Source organism: Actinophytocola glycyrrhizae, assembly GCF_042653545.1.
GTDB classification, from domain to species: domain Bacteria; phylum Actinomycetota; class Actinomycetes; order Mycobacteriales; family Pseudonocardiaceae; genus Actinophytocola; species Actinophytocola glycyrrhizae.
Genome location: NZ_JBHSIS010000022.1, coordinates 287,874 through 300,235 on the forward strand (window position 1 = coordinate 287,874; position 12,362 = coordinate 300,235).

Here is a 12,362-nt window from a genome sequence, read left to right on the forward strand (position 1 = left end):
GCGGCATGACACATGTTGTGGTGCTCGGCGGCACCGGGCACATCGGCGGCTACCTCGTGCCCCGGCTCGTCGCGGCCGGGCACGAGGTGACGGTCCTGACCAGGGGCAGGGCGACACCGTACCGGCAGGACGGGGCGTGGTCGGCGGTCACGACCGTGGTCGCCGACCGGGCTGCCGAGGAGGCGGCCGGCACGTTCGGCGCACGGGTCCGCGACCTCGAACCCGACGTGGTGATCGACCTGATCTGCTTCACCGCCGACAGCGCGCGGCACCTGGTCGAGGCACTCGCGGGCCGGGTCCAGCACTTCCTGCACTGCGGCACGATCTGGGTGCACGGCCCGAGCGTGGCTGTGCCCACCACCGAGGAGGCGCCGCGCCGCCCGTTCGGCGAGTACGGCGTGCGGAAGGCGGAGATCGAGGCCTACCTGCTCGACCAGGCACGCAGGCACGGCTTCCCGGCGACCCTCCTGCACCCCGGGCACATCAGCGGCCCAGGCTGGGTGCCGGTCAACCCGGCGGGCAACCTCGACCTCGGCGTGTACCGCGCGCTGGCGGCGGGAGACGAGGTCGCGTTGCCGAACCTCGGCATGGAGACGCTGCACCACGTGCACGCCGACGACGTCGCCCAGTCGTTCACCGCGGCGATGGCGAACCGGTCGGTGGCGGTCGGGGAGAGCTTCCACGTCGTCTCACCGGCCGCGCTGACCCTGCGTGGCTTCGCCGAGAGCGTCGCGGGCTGGTACGGAAGGGCGGCGAACCTCGCGTTCCTGCCGTGGGAGCGGTGGCGGGAGACCGTCGAGCCGGACGTCGCCGACCTCACCTGGGACCACATCGCGCACAGCCCGAACAGCAGCATCGCGAAGGCGGAACGGCTGCTGGGCTACCGGCCGAGGTACGGCTCCCTCGACGCGGTCCGGGAGGCACTCGAGTGGCTGGTGGCCCACGACCGCGTGCCACCTCTGTGACCTACGTCACGCAAGTAGCTGTCGTCCGTGGGAGTGGTGGTCTCGACGTCCCGGACGAGACACCGACTTCGATGGGAGAACAGAGCCGTGAAGTACATGATCCTCCACTACGCCTCGCAGGCCGACTACGACGCGATGGCGGGCAAGGACGGCGCGACCGGCCGGGCGTGGACCGCCGACGAGGTCGCCGCGATGGGCGAGTTCATGGGCAGGTGGACCAACGAGCTGGTCGAGTCCGGCGAGTTCGTCGCGGCCCACGGCCTCGCCGCACCCGTGCTGACGCGGCGGGTCGCCGAGAAGGACGGTGAGACCGTGGTGACCGACGGCCCGTACGCGGAGACCGCCGAGGTCGTCGTCGGTCTGACGATCGTCGACTGCGTGAGCTACGACCGGGCCACCGAGATCGCCGCCGGACTGGCGGCCACCCCGGCACCCGCCCACGTCCAGGCCCGCGGCTACGTCGACATCCGGCCGATCATGGACGGCATGGAGGACATCACCTCATGACAGCCGCCGCGACCGAGGGCCTGTTGCGTGAGCTCGCGCCGCAGGTCCTCGGCGCGGTCGTCCGCCGCTACGGCCACTTCGGCACCGCGGAGGACGCGGTGCAGGAGGCGCTGATCGCGGCGGCCACGACCTGGCCGGACACCGGCGTGCCGGACAGGCCGAAGGCGTGGCTCGTCAAGGTCGCGTCCCGGCGGCTCACCGACCTCCTGCGCAACGAGCGGGCCCGGCAGCGCCGCGAGGACACGTGGACGTTGCCTGCCGCCGCACCCGCCGCCGACGCGGAGGACGCCGACGACACGCTGATCCTGCTGTTCATGTGCTGCCACCCCGCGTTGCCGCTGGCGCAGCAGATCGCGCTCACGCTGCGGTCGGTCGCCGGTCTCACCACGACCGAGATCGCGCGGGCGTTCCTGGTGCCCGAGCCCACGATGGCGCAGCGCATCACGCGTGCCAAGCAGCGGGTGAAGGCGAGTGGTGTGCCGTTCCGCATGCCCGCCGACCGCGACGAACGGCTCGCGGCGGTCCTGAGCGTGCTGTACCTGATCTTCACCGAGGGCTACGCGAGCACGGCGGGCCCGTCGGCGTACCGCGCCGAGCTGTCCCGGGAGGCCATCCGGCTGACCCGCGTCGTCCACCGGCTGATGCCACGCGACGGCGAGGTGGCCGGGCTGCTCGCGCTGATGCTGCTCACCGACGCCCGCGCCGACGCGCGCGTCGGCGCGGACGGTGTGCTCGTCCCGCTCGCCGACCAGGACCGTTCCTTGTGGCACAAGGACTTCGTCGAGGAGGGCGTCGAGCTGGTGACGGCCGCGATGTCGGCAGGCCCGTCCGGTCCGTACCAGCTGCAGGCCGCGATCGCGGCACTCCACGACGAGGCGCCGACGGCCGAGGAGACGGACTGGCCGCAGATCGAGGCGCTGTACGGGGTGCTGACGGCGATGACGGGCAGTCCGATGACCGCGCTCAACCACGCGGTGGCGGTCGCCATGGCACGCGGCCCGGCGCCCGCGCTGGCGATGGTCGAGGAACTGGCGAACGACAAGCGGCTCGCCGACCACCACCGGCTCCACTCGGCCAGGGCCCACCTGCTGGAGATGTCGGGGGACATGACGGGCGCGCTGGCCGCGTACCAGGAGGCGGCGCAGCGCACGCATTCCTTGCAGGAACAGCGCTACCTGCGGATGAAGGCAGCCGCAATCGCGCACAACGCGGGTCGGGAATAGTTCGGCGGTCTATCTCGCACCTGTACAGTCCGGGCCGGTTGGGATCGTATTCTGGGAGGAAATCATGCGTGTTGTGGGCTTCGATCACCTGGTGCTGAACGTGACGGATGTGGAGCGATCACTTGACTTCTACACCGGTCCGCTCGGCCTGGCGGCGGAGCGGGTCGACGAGTGGCGAGCGGGCAAGGTGCGGTTCCCGTCGGTCCGGGTGAACGAGAACACGATCCTCGATCTGATGAGCAATCCGCGTGGGGAATCGAACGTGGACCACTTCTGCCTGGTGGTGGAACCGCTCGACTGGCAGAAGGTGATCGACTCCGGCACGTTCACCGTGCTGGAGGGGCCGGTCAGCCGCTCCGGCGCGCGGGGGCAGGCGACGTCGGTGTACGTGGCCGACCCGGACGGCAACACCGTCGAGTTGCGCTGGTACCCGCAGGACATGACGGAGTAGGCACCGGGACGGCCACCGTCCACCAGCGGACGCTGTTCGGCGACGCCCCGCAGGACGCACCCGATCCGGTGAACGTGCTGCTACGGGCGCCGCCGATTTCCGGCGGCGGTGTGGGTCAGCGAGCAGCCGAAGGAGCCGCGGCACCGACCCAGGCCGGGTCGCGGCCGGTCAGGCCGAGAATCCGGTCGAGCACCGGCGCATCCGGTGGCACCGGCACCGCCGGTCCGTAGAGTCCCATCTCGCGGCCCTGATCAGCACCGGCCGCCACCCCGTCGTACACGTACGCGAGCAGGTCCGCGGGCAGGTCGAGCGACTGACCGGTGGCCCGCGCGAGGTCCCACGCGTGCACGACCAACTCGCCGACGACCATCTCGCCCACCACCCTGGCGGGCCCCATGCTCGTCGTGCCTTCCCACGCCGAGGCGGGCGCCCATGCCGCCACCGTGCGGGTCAGCTGCGCGAGCAGGGCGCCGCGCCAGTCCGCGGTCTCCACATCGGACGGTGGCACGTTCTCCTTGCGGGCGGCGCCTTCCAGTGACGGGCCCCAGTACAGCAGGTGGTGGACCAGCTCCCGCACGTCGAACTCCGCGCACGGCGTCGGGTCGGTGAGCTGGCCGGGCTTGATGGCGCGGACGATGTCGGCCAGAGCGTCGGCCGAGGTGGACATGTGTGACATGCGGCGAGGCTAGGACGGCGGCACGCGGGCGGTATTGGAAGAACGCGACATAGACTCGGTCCGTGCAGAGGGACGTCCGCGAGGTCGGGGGCGCGTGGACGCGGTACCAGCGGCACGCGTCCCCGGAGCCTGCCGAGGCGTTGCGCCCGTGGGTCGCGCGGTACTGGGCCGTGGACTGGGACTACGAGGAGCCCTACCGGCAGAAGATCGTGCCGTACCCGAACGTGCACCTGTCGTTCGGCGAGGGCCGCGCGGACGTCAACGGCGTGGTCAGCGGGTACCGGATCAAGGTCCTGGAAGGCCGCGGCAGCGTGTTCGGCGTGGCGTTCCGGCCCGGCTGCTTCCGGCCGTTCCTCGGTGCGCCGGTCTCGACGATCACCGACAGGGTCGTGCCGGCCGCCGACGTGTTCGGGCCGGACGTGCCAAAGCGGCCGGACGCCGCCGAGGTGGAGCGGTTCCTGCTGGCGCGCCTGCCGGCACCCGACCCGCGTGCGGCCGCCGCCGCCGACGCGGTGGCGGCCATCGCGGACCAGCCCGGGGTGACGCGGGTCGAGACGCTGGCCGAGCAGCTGGACACGAGCGTGCGCGGGCTGCAGCGGCTGTTCGCCGAGTACGTCGGCATCGGACCCAAATGGGTGATCCGCCGCTACCGCCTGCACGAGGTGACCGAGCGGATGGCGGCCGGCGGCGAGATCGACTGGGCCGCACTCGCCGCCGACCTCGGCTACGCCGACCAGGGCCACTTCATCCGCGACTTCAAGAGCATGTTCGGCGAACCCCCGACCTGGTACGCCCAGCGCTATTAGCGATCGGTTCGGTGGAGTCGACCCACTCTGCGGGGTGGGTCGCCGTGGAAGGCGGGCGAGGACTAGCTTCGCGTCGATGGTCCGGCCAGTGCGTACGCCGTGAGGCCCACCGCGCCGAGCACGCACGCGGCGACCGTGGCCGCGCCGGTGCCCGACGGCTGCACCGGCCACGTCAGCAGCGGCGCGGGCGGGGTTCGCGTGGCGAGCGCGGCGGTCACCGCGGTGACCGCCCACCCCATCGGCAGGCACCACGCGAGCCCGCCACCCAGCACGGTGACGCCGAGCGCCGCCAGGCCCGCCAGCCCGGTCGCGTTGCGCACGACCACGTCCGATGGCACGTCGGTGACCACCCCCAGCAGGGCCACCGCACTCGCCAGCACCCCGACCGCGACCGCGTGGACGGCCCTGCGCCACCGCCAGTCCAGCGCCGCGGTCCGCTCCAGCGCCGGGTCCGGTCCGGCGAGCGAGGTCGCCGCCACCGACACGACGACTGTCACGGCGAACAACGTGAGCACGGTCCGGGTGAACCCCGCCTCGCCTGCCGCGGCGAGCCCGCCGAGGGCGGCGGCGGCCGCGAGCGCGATCCCCGTGCTCGCCGCCGCCCCTCGGGACCGCACGTACAGCACGAGCCATCTCATGGCGTGACCAGAGTGGACAGACCGCCACGGCAGTCGAGCGCGGCGTCCCGGTAGGCGGCCACCCGCGCCGTCTGCTCGGCGGCGGGCAGCGACCGCAGGCCCTGCCACGCCGCGTGGATGTCGTCCTGCGCGGTGTCCCACACGTACCGCGAGCCGGGCACCGGTGCCAGTTCCCCGGTGAACCACGACGCGGCGACGATGCGTGCGGCTTCCTGGTCCCTCGCCACCTCCCAGTCCGTGGTGTTGTCGCACGGCGGGGTCCCCGCACCGGCGAGGACGGTGAGCCTGACCCATTCCGGGTCGGTCACCGGTCCCGCGAAGAAGAGCACGGGCACCACCTCCGGCGACGGTGACCGGAAGTCGCCGGCGGCGGGGAACTCGGTGACCGACGTCGGCGGCGCGGGGAGCTTTCCCAGCAGCGCCAACGCTTCCCTGGCCGGTCCGGTGAGGGCGGGCAGGTGGTCGGCGTGCACGTTGCGGACGCACACGCGGGGCCCGTCGTCGTCGCAGACCAGCGCCATCGCGTCCGCGTCGGCCACCACCGGACTGTCCACAGCGGACAGGACCGGCACGGTGACGGCGGCGGCCAGCGCGACCGGCAGTAGCGCGGCGAACCGCGCCCGCGCCCGCACCGCGACCGCGAGGAGGAAGCCGGTGGCGCCGATTCCCGTGAACCACAACGCCTGTGTGAGCGACACCGGCACGGCAACCGTCGTGAACGCGGTGATGTCCGGCGCGTCGAACGCGGGCGTCAGCAGCAGCGGCCACCCCTGCTGGAGCACCGCGATCTGTGCCGCGAGCGCGGCGACGGCCAGCACCGGCGGCGTGACGAGCGACGGCAGTAGCCTGCCGATCCCGAAGCCCAGCAACGCGATCCCGGTCAGTGCGAGCACCATCACCCCGGCCACCGGCAACCACCTGAGGTGGAAGTAGCTCGTGTTCGCCGCCACCTGGACGCCGCCGACGACCAGCAGCACGAGGTAGCCCGCGGTGAGCGCGACCGCGACCGCGCCGACGGTGGGCAGCGGCCGCCGCCACGGGGCCATCGGGGTGGCCGCGAACAGCTCGGTCACCCGCGACCGGTGGTCCCGCAACCCCTGCCACGCCCCGATCCCCAGCACCAGCGGCCACAGGAACAGTGTGAGGTAGCGGGTCCACTGGGCGAGCCCGGTCCACTGCTCGTTCCACGGCGCGGTGCCGTGGATCCATGGCCCGGTCAGCGAGTAGACGAGGCCGAGGGAGAAGACCACGAGGCCGATCCCCAGCACGGGCGCGGTGGAGCGCCGCAGTTCGGTGCGCAGGATCATCGGCCGGCCCCCCGCGCCAGCAGTGCCGAGTAGCCACGCTCCATCGGGCTGTCGCCGGGGTCGGCGTCGGTGCCCGCCGCCGCCAGCCCGGCCGCCGCGCCCTGGAACACGACCCGGCCCGCGTCGAGCAGCACCACGTCGGTGCACGCGGCGGCCACGTCCTCGACGAGGTGTGTGGACACCACGACACACGTGTCGTCAGCGAACTCCCGCAGCAGCTGCCGGAACTGCATGCGCTGCGCCGGATCCAGCCCGGCGGTCGGCTCGTCGAGCAACAGGATCGCCGGGTCGTTGACGATCGCCTGCGCGATGCCCGCCCGCCGCACCATGCCGCCGGACAACGTCTTCAGCCGGTGGTCGGCCCGGTCGGTCAGCCCGACCCGGTCGATCGCCCGCTGCACCGCGTCCGGCACGTCGGCCTTCGGCATCTCCTTCAGCCAGGCCAGGTACTCGACGAACTCGCGCACGGTGAACCGGCGGTAGTAGCCGAACTCCTGCGGCAGGTAGCCGATCCTGCGGCGTACGGAACGCAGGTCCGCGCCGCCGAGCAGCGCGAGGTCGCCGCCCGCCGGCCGCAGCACGGTCGCGAGCGCGCGGATCAGCGTGGTCTTGCCCGCGCCGTTGGGGCCCAGCAGCCCGTGGACGCCGGTGGCGAGCGACAGGTCCACCCCGTCGACCGCCATCCGCCGCCCGGCCCGGACCCGCAGCCCCTGCGCGTGGATCTCGAACGGGTAGGTCGTCGGCGCGACCTCGGCCGCACTGACCATGCGAGGCATGTGTACTCCTTCAGTTCTCGAGTCGCGTGTAGACACCTGAGCGCAACCGGACGACGGCGGCACAGATCACCAGGACGGCCGCCCAGACCCCCAGTGCGGCCGGTTCGAGCACGGCGGGCGGCCGGGCCGTGACGAGGCTCGGTCCGATCACCAGCACCCCCCACCCGCCGACCAGCGTGACCGCCGCGCGGCGCACGCCGACGAAGCCGCCGAGCGCGAGCGTGGCCACGGTGAACGCGAGGCAGGGCAGGAGCCACCGAAGCGGCGAGGTCCACGTGGTGACCGCGAGGAGCGGGATCACCACCGCGAGGACCGCGAGCGTGCGGCGCAGCACCAGGTACAGCCCGGCTCTCGGGGTGGCGGCGATCAGCTCGTGGGCCGGGTCGAGCCCGCGTGCCCACGCCGCCGCGACTCCCGCCACCGGCGCGATCGGCGCGAGCAGCAGGGCGAGTGACGGGAACGGCCGCGGGATGAGCAGGTCGGCGAGCAGGGCGAGCAGCGTGACCAGGGCCGTCATGACGAGCCACGGCGCCATCGCGGGCGTGGCCCAGGTGGCGAGCCACCGGCCGCGGCGCGTCGGCGCCGGTGCCGGCGACGGGTGGAGGTTCGCCCACACCTGGTCAAGGAGCGGGGCGACGGCGTCCGCGCCGGCCGCGAGCCGGGCCCGGCAGGCCGCGCAGCTCTCCAGGTGCACCTCGACCGCCCAGACGACGTCGGCGGCGAGGTCGTCCCCGGCCGCGTAGCCGCGCAGCAGTTCGTCGGACGCGTGCCACGTCATGACAGTGCCTCCCGCATCGCAAGGCGCGCTCTGCGTGCCCGTGTCTTGACCGTGCCCTCCGGCACCCCGAGCAACGCCGCCGTCTCGCGGACGGTCAGCCCGTCGACCACCATCGCCTGCAGCACCTGCCGCAGCTCCGGCGCGAGCCGGTCGAGCGCACCGCCCACCCGGTCACCGACCACAGCGGACAGTGCCTCGTCCTCCGCTGCGGGCGCCACCGGCTCGGTGGCCAGCGGCACCGCACTGTCCTTGGCGCGCCTGCGGAACGCGTCGACGAGCCGCCGCGCCGCGATCGTCCACAACCACCCGACCGCCGACCCGTTCACCGCGGCACCGGCGAAGCCGCCTGCCGCCCGCCACACCGCGAGGTAGGTCTCCTGCAGCACCTCGGCGACGATCTGGTCGTCCGCGCAGCGCCGCCGCAGCCGCACCGCGAGCCACGGCGACGTCCGCCGGTACAGCTGCTCGAACGCTGCCCGGTCCCCGGTCGCCACCCGCCGGACGAGCTCCTCCTCGTCACACATATCCGGCTAGACGACCACCCCGCGCCCCAGGTTCTCGAATCGATGTGGCCTGCGTCACGCTGGATACTCGTCGTCATGCGGGTGGAGATCGGTGTCGAGTCGGTGGCGGGCGCACGGGTCGCGGCGGCGGCCGGAGCGGCACGCGTGGAGCTGTGCGCCGGCCTGTCCGACGGCGGGCTCACCCCGAGCGCCGCGTTGATCGAGGCGGCGTCGGCGCTGGTGGAGGTGCACGTGCTGGTCCGGCCGCGGCCGGGCGACTTCCGCTACGACCGCGACGAGCTGGCGGTGATCGTCCGCGACATCGCGGTAGCGCGCGAACACGGGGCGACCGGGGTCGTCGTCGGCGCGCTCACCGACGACGGCCGCGTCGACGACGCCTGTGCCGCGTTCGTGGCCGCCGCGGCGGGCATGCAGACCACGTTCCACCGCGCGATCGACGTCAGCGCCGACTCCCGGCAGGCGCTGGACGACGTGGTGTCACTGGGTTTCACCAGAGTGCTGACGTCCGGCCGCCGCCGCTCCGCGCTCGACGGCGCCCCGGTGATCAAGGACCTGGTCGCGCAGGCGGCGGGCCGGATCGAGGTCATGGCGGGTGGCGGGGTCCGCGCCGCGAACGCCGCCCGGGTCGTCGCCGCGACCGGTGTCGACGACGTGCACGCGGCCCCGCGCCGCCCGGTCGGTCACGCCGCCGGGGGTGAGGTCTCGTACGCGGGTGCCGGGGTACCGGCCGGTCACGACCACTTCGAGACCGACCCGGACGAGGTAACCGCACTATGCAAGACCTGGCCGACTGATTCCGCGAAGAACAGGTGACCTGGGCCTTGGCGAGCGGACCGGTCCGGCGCCGTGAAAGAACGAGTGCCGTGAATGGGCCGTTCAGGGCGCCCAGCGCCCTGAACGCGCCTTTCAGGGCATTGCCACGACGGTGGCGTAAGCGACTTCACGGAATCAATCGTCTAGTCGGGTCGCGACAGGGCGCCGCCCATCAGCGTCTCGTCCTCGTGCACGGACCGCAGCGGCGTGACGGTCGCGTACCCCTGCTCCAGCAGCGCGGCGTCGGTGCCGGGCTCCAGCTCGCCGTCCACCTCGACGCTGCCGACCTCGATCTCGCTCTCGCCGAGCTGCGTGACCTTGTGCTGCACCCGCCCGTAGCTCGCGAGCCGCGCCCACCGCGCCGGTTTCACGTCCGGCACGTCCGGCACGTTGACGTTGAGCACCGCACCCGGCGCCAGGTCCATCGCCACCGGCAGCAGCTCCCGCGCGACCCGCGCCGCGCGGTCCCACGTCGGGTTCAGGTCCGGGTTGAGCGGCAGGTCCAGCGACACCGCGAACGCGCGGGCGCCGTTGACGGCACCGGTCAGCGCGGCGCCGACGGTGCCGGAGTGCAGCACCGCGCGACCGACGTTGCCGCCCCGGTTGATCCCGGACAGCACGATGTCCGGCCGCTCGCCGAACCCGCCGTGGCATGCGGCGAGCACGATCAGCGCGGGGTGCGCGGCCACCGCGTACGCCTCGACGTCGGGCAGGTCCGGCAGCGTTCTGCGTTCCACCGCGACCTGCCGGTGGTCCTTCGCCGCCGTGAGTCCAGCGCTCGTGCCGCTGGACTCCTCGGATGGCGCTGCCACCACCGTTTCCCAGCCGAGGTCGCTCGCACAGCGCGCGAGCGCCACCAGACCGGGGGAGTCGATGCCGTCGTCGTTCGTCACCAGTACGCGCGGGCCCATACCCCTCGGCTACCCCGCTGAGGTGATTTCTACCCGTTCTGTCAGCGCTCGCACGGCGTCGCCGCTGCCACTGCCCAGCCCGTGCCGGGTGACGTTGAGCGCCCCGGCCGCCGCGCCGAGCCGCAGCGCGTCCTCGAAGTCCTTGCCCTGCGCGAACGCGGCCGCGATCCCCGCGGTCATCGAGTCGCCGCCGCCCCTGGTGTCCACCGGCTCCAGCGACGGCCCGGCGACCAGCAGTTCCGCGTCCCCGCGCACGGCGAGTGTGGGCTCCGCGGCCCTGGACACGACCACGAGCTCCACCCCGTCGTCGACGATCGCCCGGGCCGCCTTGGTGAGCGCGCGGACGCTGTCGTCGTCGGCGCGGCCGTCCTCGATGAGCTCCTCGTGGCTGACCTTCACCACGGTCGGCGTTCCGGCGACCGCGGCGGACAGCCTGCCACCGGCCAGATCCACGACCACCCGGCAGCCGTTGCGCACGAGGTCGGTGGTCAGCCGCTCGTAGACCGACACGGGCACGACCTCGTCACAGGACTCGCCGACGGAGCCGCTCAGCACCGCGACACCCGCGTCCATCCCGGAGATCACGGCCAGCTCGTACAGGTCGTCCAGCTCGTGGCGGGTCAGCGGGTCCGGCCGCTGCTCGACGACCTGGGACCGGTCGCCGTCGCGGCGGTCGTGCACGTAGGCGCCGTTGCGCGCGTTGACCTCCCGCGCCCGCACCTCGACGTCCTGCTCGGCGAGCAGGTGCCGCAGCACCCGGCCGGTCTCGCCGCCGAGCGCGCAGCACAGCGTGACGGGCGTGCCGAGCGCGGTGATCATCCGCGCCTGCCAGAAGCCCTGCCCGCCCGCGTGCAGGTGAACGTCCGGCCTGCCGTCGAGATCCTCCACCGTCACCGTCAGCTGAGGGGACGGCGCGAACACACTCACCCGTTGAGTCACGAAGGGGACATACCCACCCCCGCGCGGAACTACTCCGTTGACGCGACCTCGGCGACGAACTGGCGGTGCGCCTGCCCGGATCCCGAGCGCGGTGCAGGGGGTCCTGCGGGAACGGCGCTGGCTGCCGATGCTGGCCGACTAAGTTACTCGCCAGTATTGTGACGGCATGCCAACGCTCAAGCGGGATGACGACGTCTACGTGCTCGATCTGGGAGACGGCGAGAACCGCTTCCACCCGGACTGGCTGGCGGCGGTGAACGTCGCGCTGGACGAGGTCGAGAACGCGCCGGCCCCGCTGGTGACGACGGCCGGCGGCAAGATCTACTCGAACGGGCTCGACCTCGACTGGCTGGGGCAGCACGGCGAGCAGTTGGCGAGCTATGTCAGGGGCGTCCATGCCCTCCTGGCGAGAATGCTGGAGTTCCCGGTTCCCACCGTCGCCGCGATCCCCGGCCACGCGTTCGCCGCGGGTGCCATGCTGGCCCTCGCCCACGACTTCCGCGTGATGCGTGCCGACCGGGGCTTCTTCTGCCTGCCGGAGGTGGACATCAACATCCCGTTCACACCGGGCATGGCGGCATTGATCCAGTCGAAGCTCACCCCCGCGACCGCGCACGAGGCCATGACGACCGGCCGCCGCTACGGCGGCACGGACGCGGCGGCGGCGGGCCTGGTCGACGCGGCGGTCCCGGCGGCGGCGGTGCTGACCACCGCGCTGGACCGGGCCCGGCCGCTGGCGGGCAAGAACCCGCAGACCCTGATGGCGATCAAGGCGCGGATGTACGTCGGTCCGCTGGCCGCCCTGCGCGAGACCGCGTAACGGTCACTTCCGGTCCCGTCGTGCCCTTGCCTCCTTGATCCGCCGCGACCTTGACATCGTCTCGAACATTTGTTCGACTAGGTGCGGGAGTCTGGTGGCGCGGTCTGGAGGGGAGGGCCTGCCGTTCGTGGTGGCGACCTTGGCGTCGCCGAAGGTGGATCACCCGGGCTTCGCCCCCGGACCGGTGCGGATTCCTGGATGGTGATCTTGCGTGTGGACTTTGAAAGG

Annotated in this window: 15 protein-coding genes; 7 read left to right on the top strand and 8 right to left on the bottom strand. The window is 72.8% G+C overall.

All coding sequences use genetic code 11. The annotated features are described in order from the left end of the window. The first annotated feature begins 5 nt into the window (after nucleotides 1-5). From ACFPCV_RS32370 to ACFPCV_RS32385, 4 genes are all read left to right on the top strand, one after another. Nucleotides 6-965 carry an NAD-dependent epimerase/dehydratase family protein gene (locus tag ACFPCV_RS32370; protein WP_378060543.1) on the top strand — a complete coding sequence of 320 codons (960 nt, stop codon included), beginning with the start codon at nucleotides 6-8 and terminating at the stop codon, nucleotides 963-965. A 96-nt stretch (nucleotides 966-1,061) separates the two neighbouring features. Continuing rightward, nucleotides 1,062-1,472, top strand: coding sequence for a YciI family protein (locus tag ACFPCV_RS32375; protein ID WP_378061171.1), 411 nt, complete (start codon nucleotides 1,062-1,064; stop codon nucleotides 1,470-1,472). Beyond that, complete coding sequence (locus tag ACFPCV_RS32380) at nucleotides 1,469-2,695, top strand: RNA polymerase sigma factor (RefSeq protein ID WP_378060545.1); 1,227 nt, start codon at nucleotides 1,469-1,471, stop codon at nucleotides 2,693-2,695. The genes ACFPCV_RS32375 and ACFPCV_RS32380 overlap by 4 nt, the downstream gene beginning before the upstream one ends. A 64-nt stretch (nucleotides 2,696-2,759) precedes the next feature. Beyond that, complete coding sequence (locus ACFPCV_RS32385; protein ID WP_378060547.1) at nucleotides 2,760-3,146, top strand: VOC family protein; 387 nt, start codon at nucleotides 2,760-2,762, stop codon at nucleotides 3,144-3,146. Nucleotides 3,147-3,261: 115 nt separating this feature from the next. Here ACFPCV_RS32385 and ACFPCV_RS32390 read toward each other — a convergent pair whose 3' ends face one another. Continuing rightward, the gene (locus ACFPCV_RS32390) at nucleotides 3,262-3,822 is read right to left on the bottom strand and encodes a TIGR03086 family metal-binding protein (RefSeq protein ID WP_378060549.1); all 561 of its coding nucleotides are present in this window, start codon (nucleotides 3,820-3,822) and stop codon (nucleotides 3,262-3,264) included. A 62-nt stretch (nucleotides 3,823-3,884) separates the two neighbouring features. Here ACFPCV_RS32390 and ACFPCV_RS32395 point away from each other — a divergent pair, with 62 nt between their 5' ends. Continuing rightward, entirely contained in the window at nucleotides 3,885-4,628 is a 744-nt protein-coding gene (locus tag ACFPCV_RS32395; protein WP_378060551.1) for an AraC family transcriptional regulator, read from the top strand. Between the two features lie 62 nt (nucleotides 4,629-4,690). On the opposite strand, the gene ACFPCV_RS32400 is transcribed toward ACFPCV_RS32395, so the two are convergent. From ACFPCV_RS32400 to ACFPCV_RS32420, 5 genes are read right to left on the bottom strand one after another with little or no spacing between them, the layout of a single operon-like run. Next, nucleotides 4,691-5,266, bottom strand: coding sequence for a hypothetical protein (locus ACFPCV_RS32400; RefSeq protein ID WP_378060553.1), 576 nt, complete (start codon nucleotides 5,264-5,266; stop codon nucleotides 4,691-4,693). Then, nucleotides 5,263-6,573 carry a hypothetical protein gene (locus ACFPCV_RS32405; protein ID WP_378060555.1) on the bottom strand — a complete coding sequence of 437 codons (1,311 nt, stop codon included), beginning with the start codon at nucleotides 6,571-6,573 and terminating at the stop codon, nucleotides 5,263-5,265. The genes ACFPCV_RS32400 and ACFPCV_RS32405 overlap by 4 nt, the downstream gene beginning before the upstream one ends. Further along, on the bottom strand, nucleotides 6,570-7,349 hold the full coding sequence (locus tag ACFPCV_RS32410; RefSeq protein WP_378060557.1) for an ABC transporter ATP-binding protein: 780 nt from the start codon (nucleotides 7,347-7,349) through the stop codon (nucleotides 6,570-6,572). The genes ACFPCV_RS32405 and ACFPCV_RS32410 overlap by 4 nt, the downstream gene beginning before the upstream one ends. A gap of 10 nt (nucleotides 7,350-7,359) precedes the next feature. After that, on the bottom strand, nucleotides 7,360-8,127 hold the full coding sequence (locus ACFPCV_RS32415; RefSeq protein WP_378060559.1) for a zf-HC2 domain-containing protein: 768 nt from the start codon (nucleotides 8,125-8,127) through the stop codon (nucleotides 7,360-7,362). Beyond that, on the bottom strand, nucleotides 8,124-8,651 hold the full coding sequence (locus ACFPCV_RS32420; RefSeq protein WP_378060561.1) for an RNA polymerase sigma factor: 528 nt from the start codon (nucleotides 8,649-8,651) through the stop codon (nucleotides 8,124-8,126). Before ACFPCV_RS32420 ends, ACFPCV_RS32415 begins: the two co-directional genes overlap by 4 nt. Before the next feature lie 75 nt (nucleotides 8,652-8,726). On the opposite strand from ACFPCV_RS32420, the gene ACFPCV_RS32425 reads away from it, so the two are divergent. After that, entirely contained in the window at nucleotides 8,727-9,464 is a 738-nt protein-coding gene (locus tag ACFPCV_RS32425; RefSeq protein WP_378060564.1) for a copper homeostasis protein CutC, read from the top strand. Between the two features lie 143 nt (nucleotides 9,465-9,607). Here the strand turns inward: ACFPCV_RS32425 and surE are convergent, their stop codons facing one another. Both surE and ACFPCV_RS32435 read right to left on the bottom strand, forming a co-directional pair. Next, on the bottom strand, nucleotides 9,608-10,375 hold the full coding sequence (surE, locus tag ACFPCV_RS32430; RefSeq protein WP_378060566.1) for a 5'/3'-nucleotidase SurE: 768 nt from the start codon (nucleotides 10,373-10,375) through the stop codon (nucleotides 9,608-9,610). A 9-nt stretch (nucleotides 10,376-10,384) separates the two neighbouring features. After that, nucleotides 10,385-11,302, bottom strand: a complete 918-nt coding sequence (locus ACFPCV_RS32435; protein ID WP_378060568.1) for a 1-phosphofructokinase family hexose kinase — start codon at nucleotides 11,300-11,302, stop codon at nucleotides 10,385-10,387. A 178-nt stretch (nucleotides 11,303-11,480) separates the two neighbouring features. On the opposite strand from ACFPCV_RS32435, the gene ACFPCV_RS32440 reads away from it, so the two are divergent. Continuing rightward, complete coding sequence (locus ACFPCV_RS32440) at nucleotides 11,481-12,134, top strand: enoyl-CoA hydratase-related protein (RefSeq protein ID WP_378060570.1); 654 nt, start codon at nucleotides 11,481-11,483, stop codon at nucleotides 12,132-12,134. Nucleotides 12,135-12,362 lie beyond the last annotated feature (228 nt).

Bases quoted from the DNA above. Each gene is read 5' to 3' on its own strand.
- ACFPCV_RS32420 (WP_378060561.1), bottom strand. From the start codon at position 8,651: ATGTGTGACGAGGAGGAGCTCGTCCGGCGGGTGGCGACCGGGGACCGG.
- ACFPCV_RS32410 (WP_378060557.1), bottom strand. From the start codon at position 7,349: ATGCCTCGCATGGTCAGTGCGGCCGAGGTCGCGCCGACGACCTACCCG.
- surE (WP_378060566.1), bottom strand. From the start codon at position 10,375: ATGGGCCCGCGCGTACTGGTGACGAACGACGACGGCATCGACTCCCCC.
- ACFPCV_RS32375 (WP_378061171.1), top strand. From the start codon at position 1,062: ATGATCCTCCACTACGCCTCGCAGGCCGACTACGACGCGATGGCGGGC.
- ACFPCV_RS32415 (WP_378060559.1), bottom strand. From the start codon at position 8,127: ATGACGTGGCACGCGTCCGACGAACTGCTGCGCGGCTACGCGGCCGGG.
- ACFPCV_RS32400 (WP_378060553.1), bottom strand. From the start codon at position 5,266: ATGAGATGGCTCGTGCTGTACGTGCGGTCCCGAGGGGCGGCGGCGAGC.
- ACFPCV_RS32405 (WP_378060555.1), bottom strand. From the start codon at position 6,573: ATGATCCTGCGCACCGAACTGCGGCGCTCCACCGCGCCCGTGCTGGGG.
- ACFPCV_RS32390 (WP_378060549.1), bottom strand. From the start codon at position 3,822: ATGTCACACATGTCCACCTCGGCCGACGCTCTGGCCGACATCGTCCGC.
- ACFPCV_RS32440 (WP_378060570.1), top strand. From the start codon at position 11,481: ATGCCAACGCTCAAGCGGGATGACGACGTCTACGTGCTCGATCTGGGA.
- ACFPCV_RS32385 (WP_378060547.1), top strand. From the start codon at position 2,760: ATGCGTGTTGTGGGCTTCGATCACCTGGTGCTGAACGTGACGGATGTG.
- ACFPCV_RS32425 (WP_378060564.1), top strand. From the start codon at position 8,727: ATGCGGGTGGAGATCGGTGTCGAGTCGGTGGCGGGCGCACGGGTCGCG.
- ACFPCV_RS32380 (WP_378060545.1), top strand. From the start codon at position 1,469: ATGACAGCCGCCGCGACCGAGGGCCTGTTGCGTGAGCTCGCGCCGCAG.
- ACFPCV_RS32370 (WP_378060543.1), top strand. From the start codon at position 6: ATGACACATGTTGTGGTGCTCGGCGGCACCGGGCACATCGGCGGCTAC.